This is a genomic window from Pseudomonas zeae (genome assembly GCF_014268485.2).
Classification (GTDB): Bacteria; Pseudomonadota; Gammaproteobacteria; order Pseudomonadales; family Pseudomonadaceae; genus Aquipseudomonas; species Aquipseudomonas neuropathica.
This window is the reverse complement of record NZ_CP077090.1, coordinates 5422241-5440370: the sequence shown is the minus strand read 5'-3', so window position 1 is coordinate 5440370 and position 18130 is coordinate 5422241. Positions and strand designations below refer to the sequence as shown.

The following is an 18130-nucleotide window of genomic DNA, read 5'->3' as shown; positions in this document are numbered from 1 at the left end:
AATTTCCCTGTTTGCTTGAGGCCATGCCATGGAAGAGCCATCCGCGCCGCTGCCGGCGCATCGACCCACAGTGCTGCTGGTCGATGACGAGGAGTCGATCCTCAACAGCCTGCGCCGCCTGTTACGCGGCCAACCCTACGATCTGCTGTTGGCCACCAGCGGCGCCCAGGCGCTGGAGATCCTCGCGCAGCAGCCGGTCAACCTGGTGATGAGCGATGCGCGGATGCCGGGCATGGACGGTGCTTCGTTGCTGGCGCATGTCCGTGAACGTTTTCCGGCGACGGCGCGGATCATGCTCACCGGCTATGCCGACCCGGCGGCGATCATCAAAGCCATCAATGACGGGCAGATTCACCGGTACATCAGCAAACCGTGGAATGACGAAGAGCTGTTGCTGATTCTGCGCCAGTCCCTCGAACACCAGCATTCCGAGCAGGAGCGCCAACGGCTGGAGCGCTTGACCCGGGTGCAGAACGATCAGCTCAAACTGCTTAACAGCACTTTGGAAAAGCATGTCGCAGCGCGCACCGCCGAACTGCAGCAGACCGCCGACATGCTTGATCTGGCGTACGAAGAGCTCAAGCACAGCTACGTTACCGGCACCGAAGTGTTCTCGCTGCTGGCCAATCTGCGCTTGCCACCTGCCAAACAGACCAACCGGCAGATCATCGAGCTGGTGCGCAGCTACTGCAAACAGCACGGTCTGGACGAGGCCACCAGCCGTGATCTGACCATGGCGGCGGCGCTGTACAACATTGGCAAACTGAGCTGGACCGACGCGATGATGACCACGCCCTCGGATCTGCTGCGCCATACCGAACGCGAGCGCTATCGCAGCTATCCGAAGCAGAGCGAATCGTTGCTCATGACCCTGGACCCGATGAAGGATGCGGCGCGTCTGATCCTGCATCATCAGGAGCGTTGGGACGGCAGCGGCTTTCCCGACCGGCTCAAGGGCGAGGGCATTCCGTTCGGCTCACGCTTGCTGAAACTGGCGGTGGATTTCGTCGAGTTGCAGCGCGGTCTGATCCTTGAGCGGCAGATGAACAGCGATGAAGCGCTGCTGTACCTGCGCCAGTACGCCGGACGTTTGTACGATCCCGATCTGGTCGAGGATTTCATTCAGGTGTGTGCCGCGTTCCTCAGCGACGTGACGCTGGCCGATCCGTCGGTCAAGGTGCTGTCCACTCGGGATCTGGCGGCGGGGATGATTCTGGCGCGCAACCTCAATGCCGATAACGGCATGCTGCTGCTCAATGCCGGCAAGGTGCTCAGCTCGCTGTTGGTGGAAAAGCTGATTGCGTTTGAAGCCATGGAGGGCGGCAAGTACACGATTTTCGTCAAGGTGCCGGAGGAGGTTGAAGCCACGCTCAAGGCGCAGGGGGAATGATCGGTGAGGTGACGTCATTGGGCCGGGCATGGGATCCTTGCGGTTTTTCCAGGCCGGTGGCTGATCCATGACTTGTGCATCCGTTGTCTCTGCAAACCTCATTCGTATAGCCGCCGCGCTGTTGCTCAATCCCGCAGGCCAGACTCTGTTGGTGCGCAAGCGCGGCACCACGGCGTTCATGCAACCGGGCGGCAAGATCGAAGCGCATGAGTTGCCGGTGCACGCGCTGGCCCGCGAGCTGGAAGAAGAGCTGGGCTTGCAGATCGATCCGGCGCAGGCGGCTTTTCTCGGCCAGTTCTCGGCGCCTGCGGCCAACGAGCCGGGGTGTGTCGTGCAGGCCGAGATCTTTCAACTGACGATCGAGGCCGACGTCACACCGGCGGCGGAAATCGAAGAAGTGATCTGGGTCGATCCGGCCACTGATCCTGCTGTGGTTCTGGCGCCATTGACACGTGACCTGATCCTGCCGTTTTATCGCAAATCGCTGAGCGCAATCGCCTGATCATCCACGCAAAGGACTTTGCCATGATCCCGCTTCAAGACTTGCTGATCTTCGCCGCTGCCGCATTGCTGATGGTGCTGACGCCGGGGCCGAACATGATCTATCTGATTTCGCGTTCGATCTGTCAGGGACGCAAGGCCGGGGTCACGTCGTTGCTCGGTGTGGTCAGTGGATTCTTTGTGCATATGTTCGCCGCGGCTGCGGGATTGACTGCGGTGTTTCTGGCAGTGCCGATGGCCTATGAAGTGCTGAAGTGGGCCGGTGCGCTGTACCTGCTGTGGCTGGCCTGGCAAGCAGTGAAACCCGGTGCGCGCTCACCGTTCGAGGCGCAGCAATTGCCGCCGGACTCGTCGCGAAAGCTGATCACCATGGGCTTTCTCACCAGCGCGCTGAACCCGAAAATCGCCGTGTTCTACCTCTCGGTGTTTCCGCAGTTCATCTCCCCTGAACACGGTTCGGTGTTCACCCAAAGCATCATTCTCGGCCTGACCCAGATCAGCGTCAGTTTCTGCGTCAATTTGCTGATCGCGCTGTTCGCCGCGGGCATCGCTTCGTGGTTTGTGCGTAACCCGACGTGGCTGGCACTGCAGCGTTATTTCATGGGCTTCGTCCTCGGCGGCCTCGCTGTGCGGCTGATGCTTGAGCAACGCAGGACGGCGTGAACATGTGGATCGAACGGCTGGACGCCAGTCATGCCCTGGCTTACCGCGAACTGATGCTCGAAGCCTATGACCGCCATCCGCAGGCGTTCACCTCCAGCGTTCGCGAACGCGCGGTGATGCCATTGAGCTGGTGGGAGGGGCGTCTGACCAGCAAGCTCGATGTGGTGCTTGGCGCGTTTGAAGCCGGCGCGCTGGCCGGCATCGTCGGCCTGGCCCTCGAACCGCGCGAGAAGGCTCGCCACAAGGCCACGTTGTTCGGCATGTACGTCTCGACGGATTTTCGCCAGCACGGTCTGGGCCATGAACTGGTACAGGCGGCCATTACCGAAGCGCAAAACCATCCGGCACTGAAACTGCTCCAGCTTACCGTTACCGCCGGCAATGACGCCGCGTTCAATCTCTACCAGCGCTGCGGCTTTATCCAGTTCGGCCTCGAACCGTTGGCGGTGCGGGTGGGCGAAGACTACTTCGACAAGATCCACATGTGGCGTCAACTCTGATATTGCGCTGATCCCTGTGGGAGCGAGCCTGCTCGCGAAGGCAATCTGACAGTCACTATTCGTGTGTCTGATACATCGCTTTCGCGAGCAAGCTCGCTCCCACAAGTGACTCAGCGAACCGCGCTGACACCGTCCAGGGTCGAGAATGACGTGTCCTTCGCCGTCAGGAGAAAATCCCGCATGTACGGTGCATCGAGCATGTCGGTGCGAATCGCCGCGTACAACGTTGCGAACAGGCCTTTTTCCCCCAGCCGTTTACCCTTCACGTAACCGCGCGAGCTGTATTCGTGCAGCGCCCAGTGCGGCATGCCACAGACGCCACGGCCGCTGGCGACCAGTTGCATCATCATCACCGTCAGTTCCGAAGTACGCACCTGCGCCGGCTCGATGTCGGCCGGTTCCAGGAAGCGTGTGAAGATGTCGAGACGGTCGCGTTCCACCGGGTAGGTGATCAGCGTTTCCGTCAGCAAGTCTTCGGGGACGATGTACGGCTTGCTCGCCAGCGCATGCTGATTGGCCACGGCAAGCATGGCTTCGTAGGTGAACAGCGGTACATAGGTGATGCCGGCGATTTCCAGTGGATCGGAAGTCACCACCAGATCCAGATCGCCACGCGCCAGCGCCGGCAGCGGTGCGAAGGCGAAACCCGAAGCGAGGTCGAGTTCGACTTCCGGCCAGGCATCGCGGAACTGGTCGATGGTCGGCATCAGCCACTGAAAGCAGCTGTGGCATTCGATGGCCATGTGCAAACGCCCGGCCGTACCACCGGCGAGACGGCCGATATCCCGCTCGGCGGCGCGCAACAGCGGCAGGGTTGCGTCAGCCAGTTGCAGCAAGCGCAAACCGGCGCTGGTGAACCGTACCGGTTTGGTCTTGCGCACGAACAACGCCATGCCCAGGCGTTCCTCAAGCTCCTTGAACTGGTGGGACAGCGCCGACTGCGTCAGGTGCAAACGGTCGGCGGCATCGACCAGGCTGTCGGCTTCACGCAAGGCGTGCAGGGTTTTCAGGTGACGGATTTCAAGCACCGAAGGCTCCATGAGGAAAACTTGTGATAAGCGCAAAGATGGTGAGTTTGTCTCATGATGATAGCGCTGTCGACATCGACGCGTTCTTTTACGGCAGAACCGCCGAGTGATGGCTCAGCAGTTCTTCCTATGACTACAGTGTCTTATGCTCAGAGTCCCTCGAAATGCCGCAGGACAATGGACTGTGCAGTGATTCTGGAATCAAGCAGGGTCGGGTCGTCAGCGTGAGTCAGCTTGCGATGCGCCGGCAGTTTCAGGTGGGCTCTTTCGAATTGGCGCAAGGGGCGGGTCGCCGAACGGTAATGGAAATGCACGTACCAGAGTAATTGCGCGGGCTCCTGTGTGAGGTTCCAGACCTCATATTCCTGCAGGTAGTTGGGGCGCCCCTGATGATCCGCCAGTTTTCGGATCGCAAGGGGTTTGCGGATCTCCACCGCGTTCTGTCCGATGAGGTCATCAAGCATGCCGTCGGTGGGCTTTTGACTGGTCATCGAGCGTTGGGTGCGCAAGGCGCGACCTTCGACGATCAGCTCGGCGGCTTGATCGCGCAATTGCTGGATGATCGGCTGCTCTGCCGATTTGGCAGCGATACCGTCGGCACGGGTGGTGAGTTCACTCGCATGACTGTCCATCATGTGCTGCAGGTCAACGGGGAGCATGCCGCGATTGGCGTTGCTCTGCACCGTGGTGCGGTAAGTGGCCACGTTCTCCAGACGTTGCTGTGCCTCGCTTATCAGGGTGGCCAGACTCAGCTCGGCGGGGGAGGGAACTGCCAGGTTTTGCGGGTTGGTCAGGCGCACGACGCCATCGGCGCCATGTTCCCAGATTTCTTCATAGCCTCCAATCCCGGTACTTCTGTATTGACGGGCGTTGGTCAGGCTATCCCATTGCTCCACGCCATGGCGCAATTGGTTGTCATCAGTGATGAACACGCGCTGCAGGGGTCGCCCCGCGACCCTCGGTTCGGGTGGCCTGTTGATAGCGGCACGCGCTCGATCCGCCAGGCGATCAACGCCTTCCAGCAAGGGCTCGACTACGTCCAGATGAAAGAATTGCGGACAGCTGGCGGTCCATACCGCCATCTCGCGCCGATACTCGACGCAAGTGTCGACGCATTCCTGAAGAATGCGATTACGTTGGGCGGTCGTGTTCTGCATGTTCGGCAGGTCGTACTGGCGGTACAGATGCAGATCGATTCTATTGCGCAGGGGCTCTGCCATCGTCACAAAATAGCGCCACGAGGCATCGTCGGGGCTGCCGGCTTTTCTGACGATTTCCAGGCGTTGGGAGGTTTTCAGGTACAGCAGGATGGCTTCACTGTGACGGCTGTTAGTGTTATCGACCAGCGCCGACATTTTCGGCCGGTCTTTTGCCAGCATGCGTTCAAACCAGTGATTGACCTGGTCCCTGAGTTCGCCCAACTGATCGAGCTGGTTGACGATCTCGACACGAAACCTGTGTATGTTTTCAATGTGTTTCAAACGATCAGCCACAGCATCACCCGGCAGCGCATTGTGTAGCTGCTTCAATCGGTCGATTGCTCGTGTCATGCCATGAATTTTATGCGACAGGTGAAAGGCGCGCCGCTGGTAACGATCAGTCAACAGCCATGCGGTCTTGCCTTGCATTTTGGCGACAGTCCTGTGTTTTCTGCCTTGGGTCAGCGCAGTCAACTCGGTCAACGCCTCATAACGTTGCCTGGCCAGTTGGATATCGCCAATGCATGCGGCTTCGGCCGTTGGCAACATGGTCAGGCGTTGCGCTTCCGTGGCTTCGGCGTAGGCATTGATCACCTGGTCACTTTTCGCTCCCCTGAGTTGCAATTGACGGCCCAAATTGTTTGCGGTGGCGGCCAGTTGATGGTGGCGGCGGAAGTTTCGATCTACCAGCCAGCGCGGCAGGCGTTGCCGAATCACCGACGGCCAGTAAGGGTCGAGTGTATCGACCAGGCGCCCGCCGACATTGCCACCCCCCACCACGCCACCTTCAAGGGCTGTGCCATAGACGCCAAACCAGGTATCCCATTGCCCGCTTTCATCCAGTGCGATCGGCTGCTTGTAGGTTTTTCGCGAGTTGCCGGACAGACGCCAGCTGCGCGAATCCCGGCTCAGCTCCACTTGGTAGACGCGGCCCTGACGTTCGATGAAGTCGCCGTCGGCAAGCCGGTAGATCCCGCGGTAGAGGCCGTGGCTGGCCGGTTCTGTGCCGCCCAGGGAAATCGGTTTTTCATAGTCGTAATCCTTGAAGCGCGCCAGCACATGTCGGGCGTGACGCTGCGACTTGACCTGCAGTGTCGCCACATCGCGCACCACCGCGTGCAGCTGACGCGCCCGTGTCAACGCGCGGGTCGTCCGGGAGAGCGTCGAGGCCGCGGCTTCACCCGGGAGCAGATCCATGAAGGCGTCGATCAGCGACAGCAGCATTGACTCGATTTCCACCAGACCGTCAGCCACGTCACCACGCAAGAACGCGGCGGCTGCCTGATTGGCAGCGGTCCAGGCCTGATAGAGGGCCAGCACACTGCCGACGAAGGGCACCATGCCCACGGCCATTTTGATGTAGTTGAAGGCGCGCGGGCCTTTCAGGGCGTAGCGCTCGAAGAACAGTTCATCGTTGGAGCGCGACGTGCCGCGATGGGCCTCGATCAAGCGTCCCATGTGCGCATCGAGCAGGTGTGCGGCCAGCGAGGTACTGGCCGGCCAGCGCACACCGACTTCGATGATCGCATCGAAGTTTTTTTCCACGGCCTGACCGATTCGGTTGACATGGGCCCTGACGTTACCTTGCAACGTTCTGTGCGCCAGGTACTCGATCCACTTGTCACTTGCGCACAAGGTGAACAGCCCTTTGCGCGCCGCTTCGAGCGTGTCGTAGCGGCGCAAGAACTGCCCGTCGTGGCTGTCCGGCAGGTACAGCAGGGTGACGCCGCTGATCTGCTCTTCGATGAAGCTGACGCCGGACAGGGTCACCGGGCCTTCGCCGGGGGTGTCCTTGCCGCCGACTTTCAGCGACACCGGCAACAGCACAAGACGCTTGCCGCTGGCTTGCCACGCTTGTGGGGTGTCGGCGTCGATGGCGATGTTCAGCAGTGCCGCTTCATCAGCGCTGAGGTGTTTTTGCAGGCGTGCATTTTCGCTCTGTATTTTCAGCATCAGGCGCCACGGCTCGATCAGGCTTTCCCGGCGATGTTGTTTGACGAATGCTGACTCGCTGGCGGCGCCCTGAAAGGCATCACGGATCTTCTGCTCATAGACTTTGGGCAGGTCCAGCTCCGGCAGAACCTTGCGCAGATAGGTCAGGTTGATGCCGTTGAGCAGGCGCGTCCGATCCTTTTTATGCGTCGCGGTGATCTCCAGACGCAAGAAGATCAAGCGTTGTGACAGCGAGTCATTGAGCACCGATTGCACGTTATCGATATTGAGCTGGGCCAGGTCCTCCAGTGACATTTTGCTGCGTGCTTTGCTGGGCACAATGGTCGTGATCTTTCTGACGCCACCCGGCCCCGACTCCGGGACCTGTTCGGTTTTGGTCGAGTCGGGCAGTTCGACTTGTATGGAAAAGTCGCCCTCAAGGGAAAAGTCCCTGCGCAATCGGGCGTGCAGATGACGGCGGGTGAAGTCATCACGAGGTTCCAGCGCAAGGGTCATGAGGGCGTGGCTTTGACGCATCGCCGCGACGTACGCCTCGATGTTCTGTTTCAGCGCGCTACGCTCGTTTTCCTTGAGTTTGACCAGCCAGCCCGGCAGGTTGCCGGCGAGGGTGCCGCTGCGTTGCTGTTCCTGCAGATGAGTGAAAGCCAGGTGTCTGGCGGCGTGCAGCGGAACCTGAAGATTGGCCAGGCAGCCCTGGCGCAGAACCTCCAGCGCGTCAGCCTGTTCGGGTTTGCCGCGCAGGGGTGTGGCTTTCGCTTCGAAGTCGCTCACCAGCGCGTTGAGGCAATAAAGCAACGGGTCGGTGGTGATCGGACTCAGTTGCAGGGCCAGGTCGTTGTCGTCCTCGAGAATCCTGAACACCTCGCGCGCCAGTGTCCGGCGATCGGCAAAGCGTTGCAGGCCACCGCCATTGCCCGGCCAGTAGAGCATCAGACTGGAAGTGTCCGAGAGTGCCGCCTGGCGTCCGATGACGAGTGCGCCCTTGAGCACTTCGCTTTGCGTTGTTGTGATCCCGTCCCTGGTTTCGCTCAGTGACAAGGTCAGGCTGGCCGCCGTGATATCCGTGTCGCGCTCGGCCGCGACGGGGGTGTCCAGCATGGCCTTGAGCAGATCGTGTTCGGCGCTGTCTAGTTGGCCAAGGGTTGCTTGCAGTCTGCCTTCGGCATCCAGGCCGTCCCGGTGTGCCTGACGCAGGGCACTGAGCGCGGTGTTGAAGGTATTCGTGTCGAGGGCCGTTTCGCGGTAAAGCAGGGTTGTGGCAGCGGTCGCGCCAGTTTGTTCGGCGGCTTCCAGCGCTTTGAGGGCGTCCTGGCATTCTCGGTATCGAGAGCCGTCGCTGTCATTGGCCTGCAAGCGCTCAAGCGCCTCGCGTTGGCGTTTGAGCGCCGCGTGGCGCACCGCCAGTGGAATCCCGGCGGACAGGCTGCCGAACAGCGGTGTTTCGTCGGTCTCGACATCGCTGGCGGAGTTGAGCGGTTTTGGCGGCGCCGCCACGATGATCGCGCTGCTGCGCTGATGATCAATCAGGTCGACATGCACCAGTGAGCGCGCGCCATGCGCCCTGAGCCCGGGATGGCCTTTGTTGGTATTGCTCAAGGCGTCGAGCTGCGCGTGGTGACGGTCGGCGAACAGATCGCTGGCGCCAGTGACCATCGGGTCAAGCGCTGCGCTGTAGTCAACGCGAAGGATTTCCTTGGGCAGTCCGGTGGGGATCTGTACCTGATGGGTCAGCCACGTCTGCATGTCTGCGCGGGTGGTGAAGGCCTGGATCGATGTGGCGTTTCCGGGCAGATAAAGCAAAGGCGCCGCTGTGGCCAAATTGCCGACGCTGACGACCCATGCACCGGGGAGTTTGATTTTGCTGTCGTTGCTCAGCACCAGGGCCAACTTTTCCGTGTGCACAGGTTGACCCTCGATTGTCAGCGCGCCAGCACCTGAATCAATGATCAGTTGCAGCGTTTTGAGTTGCGCCGGGGTAATCGTCTGATGGGCGAGAGCCATGTGCGCAGTGGCTTCGAAATGCTCGCGGTAAAGCTGCGTGGCGCGGGTACGTCGCGACACCGGTGTGCGCGGCGCTCGCGCGTCCCAGAATTCTGCCCAGCGAATCTCGTGGCTTTTGCGTGGGTCGAGGGCTTTGAGTTTTTCCAGGAGCTGCAGGGGCTTCAGGGTGGATAACAGATGGCCCGCGCGGATACCGGTGAGGACACAACGCTGATCCAGATCGGTTTCCAGTGTCGGGTGTTGAACGACAAAGGCACAGGCGTCGGTGAGGCTGACGATGTGCTCCGGCTGGTCAGCGGTGGCCGCAAAGCGCAGTCCGGTGTTTTCGCCGTCCAGTTGCAGTTGTTGGCGCAGCAATTCATTGACGCTGTCGCGCAGGGCCGGGCTGGCGGCAAACAAATCGCGCAAACCCTCGCTGCTGGCGCGCCAGCGTTGGCAAGCCTGCAGCAGCAGGCTGTCATCAATCGTTTTCGGTAGCTGTTCGACGGCCTCGGGCAACGGTGACGGTGCGGGGAGCTCATCCAGAATAAGACGCTCGAGCATGGTGGCGTGACTCGCATTGGCGGGGCGGGGAATCCGTCCCTGAGCGGGTCATTCAAGAGAAATCGCGCAAGGCGATGGCGGTACATAGATATTGTTTGCAACCACCGCCCATGACCACTCGGCACTCTTCATCAAACTGTCATCGAAGTGTGGCAGCGCGCTTGAACAAACTTCATCAGACTCGCGCTCTACTGGGGTTCTGCGTTTCGGTGTTTTTCATGGTCAAGGGTTTTGTATCGGTCGCGGCTGTTCTGGTCGCGATTTTTTTCGGATCGTCGTCTTGGGCGGCGGCGCGTTGCGACGTCAATGTGCCGACCGAGCACGTTGATCTGCAGCAGGTGAGCCTGGCTTACCAGAGCATTGGTCGCGCGTCGGATCCGGCGTTGTTGCTGGTCATGGGCTTGGGTGGACAGTTGATCCACTGGCCGGACGAAGTAGTGGTTGCGCTGTGTCAGCAGGGGTTTCGGGTGATTCGCTATGACAACCGCGACGTCGGTCTGTCGACCTGGCGGCAGGCGCCGGCTGACGCCAATCTGACCTTCGAAGTGCTGCGCTACAAGCTCGGTCTGCCGGTGGCAGCGCCTTACAGCCTGACCGACATGGCAGACGACGCGCTGGGCTTGATGGACGCGTTGCATGTCGAGCAATTCCACGTGCTGGGCGCGAGCATGGGCGGGATGATTGCCCAGCACATGGCGGCGATGGCACCGCAGCGGGTCGAGAGTCTGACATTGATCATGACCACCTCGGGCGCCGAAGGTCTGCCGGCACCCAGCGCGGCGCTGGTGCAGTTGTTGTCGCGTCGCGGCGCACCGAATCGACAGGTGGCGCTGGAACAGCAGGCTGATCTGCTGGCCGCGCTGGGCAGCCCGGCGGTCACTGATGATCGCCAGGTCTTGCTGCATCAGGCTGCGCTGTCGTATGACCGCGCGTTCAATCCCGAAGGCGTGAAGCGGCAGATCATGGCGATTCTTGCCGAGCCGAGCCGGGTGGCATTGCTCAATCAATTGCGGGTACCGACGCTGGTGGTGCATGGCACGGCGGATCCGTTGTTGCCGGTGATGCACGGGGTTCATCTGGCGGCGCATATTCGCGGCAGCCAGTTGAAACTGATTCCGGGGTTGGCGCATCGCTTTCAGGAGGCGTTCAAGGAGCCGTTGCTGGCGGCGGTGCTGCCGTATTTGCAGGCGCATCGTGAAGACACTTCGCATTGGGCACAGATTGAGCCGGTGGTGGGCGGGAATCTGCTGTAATCGAGGTATTTGTATCGCCTGAGCGGGCCTCTTCGCGAGCAGGCTCGCTCCCACAGGGGAACGCATTCCAAGGGTGGGAGCGAGCCTGCTCGCGAAGGGGCCACTACGGTCACCACAAAATCCGGAGCAGGTGTATCGTGCAAACTTTCCCGCACGATTTCCCCCCGCGAGGTGTGTGATGAGTTCTGCCTTGAAAATCGATTTTGTCAGCGACGTCTCCTGCCCCTGGTGTGTCGTCGGTTTGCGTGGCCTGTTACAGGCACTCGAGATCCTACGCAACGAAGTGCAGGCCGAGATCCGTTTTCAGCCGTTCGAACTCAATCCGAAAATGGGCGCAGACGGGCAGAACATCGCTGAGCACATTCAAGAGAAGTACGGCTCGACCCCGGAGCAATCGCAGAAAAATCGCGAAGCCATTCGTGCCCGTGGCGCTGAACTCGGGTTTGCGTTTCGCACTGACGGCAACAGCCGTATCTACAACACTTTTGATGCGCACCGCTTGCTGCACTGGGCCGGTCTCGAAGGTGTGCAACTGCTGTTGAAAGAGGCGCTGTTCAAGGCGTATTTCAGCGATGGTGGCAATCCGTCGGATCATCGGCAACTGGTGCAGATTGCGGAAAGTGTCGGGCTGGATCGTCAGCGAGCCGAGGCTGTACTGGCGTCGGACGAATTCGCCGATGAGGTGCGTGAGGAGGAGCAGTTGTGGCTGCAGCGCGGGGTGAGTTCGGTGCCGACGGTGGTGTTCAACGGGCAGTATGCGGTGACGGGTGGGCAGCCGGTGGAGACGTTTGTCGGGGCGATCCGGCAGATCATGGCTGAGTCCAAGGGCGGCACTGTCAGCTGATATCGGTGGGAGCCAAAAACCCCTCACCCTAACCCTCCCGAAACGTCGGACCGCCCAGAGGGAGAGGGGACTGATTGGGGGATGCTGGAGTTGTACACCGACCTAAACGTGCTGTACCGAATCCATAATCAACTGGATCTTTCAGGTCAATGTCAAACGCAAGACACCTCGGTCGGCCCCCTCTCCCTCCGGGAGAGGGCTGGGGTGAGGGTGGCTTTTAACCTTAGCTGTGCAGCCGAACCCAAACAGTCACCAACACCGTGGCAGCCATCAACCAGGCCACCGCCGCCACCGCCAACGAAGCCTCCAGCCGCAACCGATCCACCATCACATACAACGTCGCCAGATACACAAAGTACGGAATGATCGACCACATGCCGAACACGATCGTGGTCTTCAGATCCTCAACCGAACGCCCCTTGCCGACGATGTAATGCGCAATCAGCGCAAACGTCGGAAACAGCGGCACCAATCCGGCGATGTAGTAGTTTTTGGTTTTCGACAGCGCCGCGATGATCAGTACTACCGCGGCGCCCAACAGGGCTTTGAAAAACAGATCCACATCGTTCTCGCTTAATGGCTCAACCCGTACTTTTTCACTTTGTCGAACAGCGTGGTCTTGGCCATGCCCAATTCCAGGCTGGCCTGAGTCAGGTTACCGCCGCTGCGTTGCAGGGCGTCGCTGAGCAGGTTGCGTTCGAACGCTTCCACCGCTTCGGCAAACGCCAGGCCTTGTCCGCCACTGCTGGCGCCGGACTTTTTGAACGCCGGCAGGCCGAGGGCAAAACGTTCGGCGACGTTGCGCAGTTCGCGCACATTGCCTGGCCAATCGTGGCTCATCAGGTTCGACAGGGTCTGGTTGTCCAGTTCCGGCAGCGCGCGGTCGAAACGCAGGGCCGACTGCTGGGTGAAGTGTTCGAACAGTTGCAGGATGTCTTCGCGGCGCTCGCGCAACGGCGGCAGTTCCAGGGTCACGACGTTGAGGCGGTAGTACAGGTCGCTGCGAAACTCGCCAGCCTTGCTCGCTTCGTCGAGGTCGGATTTGGTTGCTGCGATCACCCGGCAATCCACGGCCACGCTCTGGTTCGAGCCGAGACGTTCGAGGGTGCGTTCCTGCAGTACGCGCAGCAGTTTGATCTGCAATGGCAGCGGCATGCTTTCCACTTCGTCGAGGAACAGCGTGCCGCCGTCGGCGTGTTCGATCTTGCCGATACGGCGTTTGCCGGCACCGGTAAAGGCGTTGGCCTCGTGGCCGAAAATCTCGCTTTCAAAAAGGTTTTCCGGCAGCCCGCCGCAGTTCAGCGCGACGAATTGCTTGCTGTGGCGACGACTGAAATCGTGCAGGCAGCGGGCGACCAGTTCCTTACCGGTGCCGGTCTCGCCTTCGATCAGCACGTTGGCCGAAGTGTCGGCGACGTTGGCAATCAGTTCGCGCAGGTTCTGCATCGCCGGCGAGCGGCCAATGATCCGCCCCTCAAGGGAGTCGCGCTCGGCCAGTTGCCGGCGCAGCGATGAGACCTCGCGGGCGAGGCTGCGTTGCTCCAGCGCACGCCGTGCGACGTCGACCAGGCGCTCCGGCGAGAACGGTTTTTCCATGAAGTCATAGGCGCCTTTCTGCATCGCGCCGACGGCCATGGAAATGTCGCCGTGGCCGGTGATCAACACCACCGGCAGGCTGCGATCACGTTGCTTGAGGCGGGTCAGCAGTTCGAGGCCATCGATGCCCGGCAGGCGAATGTCGCTGATGACGATGCCGGCAAAGTTGTCGCCGACGCGCTCCAGCGCTTCTTCCGCACTGCCGACGCCGACACAGGGAATGTCTTCGAGGGTCAGCGCCTGTTGGCAGCCGAGCAGCACATGGGGGTCGTCTTCGACGATCAGCACACTAAGGTCGTGGTTCATATTGGCTCGGCAGGAGTAGGGCTTACCAACGGTAAACTGAGGACGAAGGTGGTGCCACCGCTGGCCGGGTGTTCGACACCCAGATGCCCGCCGGTGGCGGCGGCGAGGCTGGCGGAAAGGGTCAGGCCAAGGCCCAGGCCTTGTTCGCCGGGTTTGGTGGTGAAGAACGGTTCGAACAGATGCTTGCGCGCTTCAGCGTCGATGCCGTGACCGTTGTCACGTACACGCAGGCGATATTTGGCGTTGAATTCTTCACCCTCCAGCCACAGCTCGGGCAGGGGTTGCGCCTGCATGGCGTCGAGGGCATTGCCGATCAGGTTGACCAGAATCTGTTCGAGGCGGGTCTGGTCGATCTGCACCTGGACATCGATGAACTGGCGGTGAATGTTGACCGCCGAACTCTCCAGGCGTGCACCGAGCAATTGCAGCGCGGCCTCCACGGCTTTGCCGAGGCTGGCCTGGCCCTGGTTGTCACCGCGCCGGGCGAACGAACGCAGGCTGGCGGTGATCCGGCCCATGCGGTCGATCAGCTCGTTGATGGTTTTCAGATTGGTGCTGGCGACATCCAGTTGGCCCCGTTCGAGGAAGCGCACGGTGTTGCCCGAGAGCGTACGCATCGCTGCCAGCGGCTGGTTCAATTCGTGGGCGATGCTGGTCGACATCTGGCCAATGGCAGCGAGCTTGCCGGCCTGCACCAGTTCATCCTGCGCACGGCGCAACGTCTCTTCGGCCTGACGCCGTTCGCGGATCTGGCTCTTCAGGCGCTCGTTGCTGGCGCGCAGATCAGTGGTGCGTTCGGTAATCCGACGCTCCAGTTGATTGTTGGCTTCCTGCAAGGCTTCGCGGGCGGCGAGACGGGTGGCGATGACCTTGCGCCGCTCGTTCCAGGCGATCAACAGGAATGCCACCAGCGCAAACGCGACGGCGACCAGAATTCCTTGGTTGATGGCTTCGCGGCGCAGGTCCTGCAACGGCGTGAGCAGGGTGAAATTCCACGGTGTGTCGCTCAGTGGCCGGGTCTGTGCCAGATAGCTGATGTCGTCATCGTCGGAGCGCACTTCGCTGTTGGCGGGGAAGGTCAGTTTTTCCACGCCTTCGGACAGGGTTTCCCGGGCCAGCGGTTGCAGTTCGTTGAGCGGGAACCAGTAGTACTGCAGGCTGCGGGCGAGTTTTTCTTTGGTTTCGTCGGTGAGCGGGATCACTGACTTGAGGCGTCGGGCCGGATCGCTGGAGAGAATGATGATGCCGTTCTCATCGCTTACAAAGGCTTCTAGGCGTGCGCGTTGCCAGCGTTCTTCCATGGCTTCCAGGCGCACTTTGACCACGGCGACGCCGATGATCTTGCCATGCTCTTCGAGGCCGTGGGCGAGGTAATAGCCGGGCTCGCCGTTGGTGCTGCCGATGCCGTAGAAACGCCCCGGCTCGCCGCGTACGGCTTTCTGGAAATAGGCGCGGAAGGACAGGTCTTCACCGAGATAACTGTCGACATCGCGCCAGTTGCTGGTGGCCATGACACGGCCGGTGGTGTCCATCACGTAGATGGCCCGACTGCGACTGCGCCGGTTCAGGCCTTCAAGGTAATCGTTGACCGTTCGCCGGTGTTCCGGGGTCGGGTCGGCCAGCAACTGCGACACACTGGTTTCGAGCTCCAGCAGGCTGGGCAGGTAGGTGTATTTGCTGATTTCGCTTTCGACGGCGCGGGCGTTCAGTTCGAGCTGACGCTGGCCGTTTTCGCCGAGGCTGCGAATGCCGAAATGCTCACTGGTCCAGAAGCCGGCGTAACCCAACCCGATCATCAGGACGATGACCAGTGGCGGCAGAAACAGATGACGAATCAGACGAGGCTTCACGGCAAGTGATGGCGGCGCGGCGCGATAGAGATTGGGGTCGCATTTCATCACAGTTGCCTTGGGTCAACCACCACACTTGTTGCAAGGGCAACGCCGGCCCTTGTGGGAGCGAGCCTGCTCGCGAAAACGGACTGACATTCAACATCCAGGCTGAATGTAATGGCCTCTTCGCGAGCAGGCTCGCTCCCACAGGGATGGAGCAATGCCCCGGCAGGTGTGTTGCTTTTAGTGCTGCAGGATTTTCTCGAGGAAGTGCTGCGCGCGTTCGGAGCGGGCGCTGATGTCGCCGAAGAATTCCTCTTTCGGGCAGTCTTCGATGATCTTGCCGGCGTCCATGAAGATCACCCGGTCAGCCACTTTGCGCGCAAAGCCCATTTCGTGGGTTACGCACATCATGGTCATGCCTTCGTGGGCCAGTTGCACCATCACGTCGAGCACTTCGTTGACCATCTCCGGGTCGAGCGCCGAGGTCGGTTCGTCGAACAGCATGACGATCGGGTCCATCGCCAGCGCACGGGCAATCGCCACACGCTGTTGCTGACCACCGGACAGTTGCCCCGGATGCTTGTGGGCGTGAGCGGACAAGCCGACGCGCTCGAGCAATTGCAGACCTTTCTTGGTCGCCTCTTCCTTGCTGCGGCCCAACACCTTGATCTGCGCGATGGTCAGGTTTTCGGTGATGGTCAGGTGCGGGAACAGTTCGAAATGCTGGAACACCATGCCCACGCGCGAGCGCAGTTTCGGCAGGTTGGTCTTCGAGTCGGCAATCGAGGTGCCGTCGACGACGATGTCGCCTTTCTGGAACGGCTCCAGCGCATTGACGCATTTGATCAGGGTCGATTTGCCGGAACCCGACGGGCCGCAGACCACGATCACTTCGCCTTTTTTGACCTCGGTGCTGCAATCAGTCAGCACCTGGAAGTCCCCATACCACTTGTTGATGTTCTTGATAGAGATCATACGGCGAACCTTTTTTGCAGACGCTTGACCAGCAGCGAGGCGGAAAAGCTGATGATGAAGTAGACGACACCGGCGAAGATCAGGAACTCGTTGGACCGGCCAATGATGTCGCCGCTGGAGCGGGCGGAGTTAAGGAAGTCCACCAGGCCCACGGTGTAAACCAGCGAGGTGTCCTGAAACAGGATGATCGACTGTTGCAGCAGCAACGGCGTCATCTTGCGGAACGCCTGGGGCAGGATGATCAGACGCATGGTCTGGCCATAGGTCATGCCCATCGCTTGTGCGGCGGCCATCTGGCCTTTGGGGATCGACTGCACACCGGCGCGGACGATCTCGCAGAAGTACGCGGCTTCGAACATCATGAAGGCCACGACGCAGGAGGTGAACGCACCGATCGGCGTGTCTTCACCGGTGATCCAGCGCAGCACGAACGGCACCGCCAGGTAGAACCAGGTGATCACCAGCAGGAGCGGGATCGAACGGAAGTAGTTCACATAAGCGCCGGCCACCCGCGACAGCAGTTTGCTCGACGACAGGCGCATCAGTGCGAGGATGGTCCCCAGCACGATGCCGCCGACCACGCCCATGACCATCAACTGCAAGGTCATGACCATGCCGTTCCACAGGCCCGGAATGGCGGGGATGATGCCGCTGAAATCGAAGTCCATTATTTACCCCCCACGGAGATCAGGCCGGGCACTGCGACTTTCTTCTCGACCATGCGCATCAGCAACATCAGGCTCATGTTCAGGGTGAAGTAGATCAGCGTGGCCAAGGTGAAGGCTTCAAACAGGTTGGCCGAGAACTCAGCGGTCTGTTTGGTTTGCGCCAGCAGTTCCATCAAACCGATCAAGGACGCCACGGAGGAGTTCTTGAAGACGTTGAGGAATTCCGAGGTAAGCGGCGGAATGATGATCCGGTAGGCCTGGGGCAGCAGCACGTTCCAGTAGATCTGCGGCAGCTTGAAACCCATGGCGCGCGCGGCGGACTCCTGGCCGCGTGGCAGCGCCTGGATGCCGGTGCGCACTTGCTCGCAGACACGGGCGGCGGTGAACAGGCCCAGGCACACGACAACGCTCAGGTAAGCCGAGGTGGTCGGGTTGAGGTCCTGTTTGTACCAGTCCTGCAGGTTTTGCGGCAGCAGGTCGGGCACCAGGAAGTACCAGATGAACAGTTGCACCAGCAGCGGCACGTTACGGAACAGCTCGACGTAGCAGGTGGCGATGCCCGATACGATGCGGTTCGGCACCGTACGCATGACGCCCAGAATGGAGCCCAGCAGCAAGGCGATGATCCATGCCACGATGGCGATGGCAATGGTCCAGCCCAAACCGGTGACGTACCAGTCGAGATAAGTCTCGCTGCCGACGCCGGTGGACTTGAAGAACACGCCCCAGTCCCAGTTGTAATTCATTAGGGTCTCCCCTCGAGATCGATCGATGTACAAGCACCCGCTTGGGGAAGATCCTTTCCCGCCTGACGCTGAACGTCAGGCACACGCGATCGGCTCGGAAACCGCCAGGTCGAGTGTTCCACAGTGAAG

Annotated in this window: 14 protein-coding genes; 6 read left to right on the top strand and 8 right to left on the bottom strand. The window is 60.7% G+C overall.

Translation table 11 applies throughout. From position 1 onward, the window contains the following. The first annotated feature begins 28 nt into the window (after positions 1–28). The 4 genes from nosR to HU754_RS23970 all read left to right on the top strand — a co-directional run bounded on the left by nosR (position 29) and on the right by HU754_RS23970 (position 3054). Entirely contained in the window at positions 29–1390 is a 1362-nt protein-coding gene (gene nosR / locus HU754_RS23985) for a response regulator c-di-GMP phosphodiesterase, NosR family (protein WP_186622912.1), read from the top strand. A gap of 67 nt (positions 1391–1457) precedes the next feature. After that, positions 1458–1892, top strand: a complete 435-nt coding sequence (locus HU754_RS23980) for an NUDIX hydrolase (RefSeq protein WP_186622910.1) — start codon at positions 1458–1460, stop codon at positions 1890–1892. Between the two features lie 23 nt (positions 1893–1915). Beyond that, the gene (locus tag HU754_RS23975) at positions 1916–2554 is read left to right on the top strand and encodes a LysE family translocator (protein ID WP_093430595.1); all 639 of its coding nucleotides are present in this window, start codon (positions 1916–1918) and stop codon (positions 2552–2554) included. A gap of 2 nt (positions 2555–2556) precedes the next feature. After that, positions 2557–3054 carry a GNAT family N-acetyltransferase gene (locus HU754_RS23970; RefSeq protein ID WP_186622908.1) on the top strand — a complete coding sequence of 166 codons (498 nt, stop codon included), beginning with the start codon at positions 2557–2559 and terminating at the stop codon, positions 3052–3054. Positions 3055–3164: 110 nt separating this feature from the next. On the opposite strand, the gene metR is transcribed toward HU754_RS23970, so the two are convergent. Further along, positions 3165–4082, bottom strand: a complete 918-nt coding sequence (gene metR, locus HU754_RS23965) for a transcriptional regulator MetR (RefSeq protein WP_007916739.1) — start codon at positions 4080–4082, stop codon at positions 3165–3167. A 149-nt stretch (positions 4083–4231) separates the two neighbouring features. Next, positions 4232–9778, bottom strand: a complete 5547-nt coding sequence (locus HU754_RS23960) for a dermonecrotic toxin domain-containing protein (RefSeq protein ID WP_186622906.1) — start codon at positions 9776–9778, stop codon at positions 4232–4234. Between the two features lie 218 nt (positions 9779–9996). Between HU754_RS23960 and HU754_RS23955 the strand changes: the two genes are divergently transcribed. After that, positions 9997–11031, top strand: a complete 1035-nt coding sequence (locus HU754_RS23955; RefSeq protein WP_095048301.1) for an alpha/beta fold hydrolase — start codon at positions 9997–9999, stop codon at positions 11029–11031. Positions 11032–11209: 178 nt separating this feature from the next. Next, positions 11210–11875 (top strand): DsbA family oxidoreductase, encoded by a 666-nt coding sequence (locus HU754_RS23950; protein ID WP_186622904.1) that lies wholly within the window; start codon positions 11210–11212, stop codon positions 11873–11875. A gap of 223 nt (positions 11876–12098) precedes the next feature. On the opposite strand, the gene HU754_RS23945 is transcribed toward HU754_RS23950, so the two are convergent. From HU754_RS23945 to HU754_RS23920, 6 genes are all read right to left on the bottom strand, one after another. Next, complete coding sequence (locus HU754_RS23945; protein WP_186622895.1) at positions 12099–12437, bottom strand: GlpM family protein; 339 nt, start codon at positions 12435–12437, stop codon at positions 12099–12101. 11 nt (positions 12438–12448) lie between these two features. After that, positions 12449–13777: a two-component response regulator AauR gene (gene aauR, locus HU754_RS23940; protein WP_007949592.1), complete on the bottom strand. Its 1329-nt coding sequence runs from the start codon at positions 13775–13777 to the stop codon at positions 12449–12451. Continuing rightward, positions 13774–15675, bottom strand: coding sequence for a two-component sensor histidine kinase AauS (aauS, locus tag HU754_RS23935; RefSeq protein ID WP_186622893.1), 1902 nt, complete (start codon positions 15673–15675; stop codon positions 13774–13776). Before aauS ends, aauR begins: the two co-directional genes overlap by 4 nt. A gap of 177 nt (positions 15676–15852) precedes the next feature. Beyond that, on the bottom strand, positions 15853–16587 hold the full coding sequence (locus tag HU754_RS23930; RefSeq protein WP_007963947.1) for an amino acid ABC transporter ATP-binding protein: 735 nt from the start codon (positions 16585–16587) through the stop codon (positions 15853–15855). Further along, positions 16584–17255, bottom strand: coding sequence for an amino acid ABC transporter permease (locus tag HU754_RS23925; protein ID WP_003227756.1), 672 nt, complete (start codon positions 17253–17255; stop codon positions 16584–16586). Before HU754_RS23925 ends, HU754_RS23930 begins: the two co-directional genes overlap by 4 nt. Beyond that, positions 17255–18001: an amino acid ABC transporter permease gene (locus HU754_RS23920; protein ID WP_016986630.1), complete on the bottom strand. Its 747-nt coding sequence runs from the start codon at positions 17999–18001 to the stop codon at positions 17255–17257. The genes HU754_RS23925 and HU754_RS23920 overlap by 1 nt, the downstream gene beginning before the upstream one ends. Positions 18002–18130: the final 129 nt, after the last annotated feature.

Bases quoted from the DNA above. Each gene is read 5' to 3' on its own strand.
- nosR (WP_186622912.1), top strand. From the start codon at position 29: ATGGAAGAGCCATCCGCGCCGCTGCCGGCGCATCGACCCACAGTGCTG.
- HU754_RS23980 (WP_186622910.1), top strand. From the start codon at position 1,458: ATGACTTGTGCATCCGTTGTCTCTGCAAACCTCATTCGTATAGCCGCC.
- HU754_RS23975 (WP_093430595.1), top strand. From the start codon at position 1,916: ATGATCCCGCTTCAAGACTTGCTGATCTTCGCCGCTGCCGCATTGCTG.
- HU754_RS23970 (WP_186622908.1), top strand. From the start codon at position 2,557: ATGTGGATCGAACGGCTGGACGCCAGTCATGCCCTGGCTTACCGCGAA.
- HU754_RS23960 (WP_186622906.1), bottom strand. From the start codon at position 9,778: ATGCTCGAGCGTCTTATTCTGGATGAGCTCCCCGCACCGTCACCGTTG.
- HU754_RS23955 (WP_095048301.1), top strand. From the start codon at position 9,997: ATGGTCAAGGGTTTTGTATCGGTCGCGGCTGTTCTGGTCGCGATTTTT.
- HU754_RS23950 (WP_186622904.1), top strand. From the start codon at position 11,210: ATGAGTTCTGCCTTGAAAATCGATTTTGTCAGCGACGTCTCCTGCCCC.
- aauR (WP_007949592.1), bottom strand. From the start codon at position 13,777: ATGAACCACGACCTTAGTGTGCTGATCGTCGAAGACGACCCCCATGTG.
- aauS (WP_186622893.1), bottom strand. From the start codon at position 15,675: ATGAAATGCGACCCCAATCTCTATCGCGCCGCGCCGCCATCACTTGCC.
- HU754_RS23930 (WP_007963947.1), bottom strand. From the start codon at position 16,587: ATGATCTCTATCAAGAACATCAACAAGTGGTATGGGGACTTCCAGGTG.
- HU754_RS23925 (WP_003227756.1), bottom strand. From the start codon at position 17,255: ATGGACTTCGATTTCAGCGGCATCATCCCCGCCATTCCGGGCCTGTGG.
- HU754_RS23920 (WP_016986630.1), bottom strand. From the start codon at position 18,001: ATGAATTACAACTGGGACTGGGGCGTGTTCTTCAAGTCCACCGGCGTC.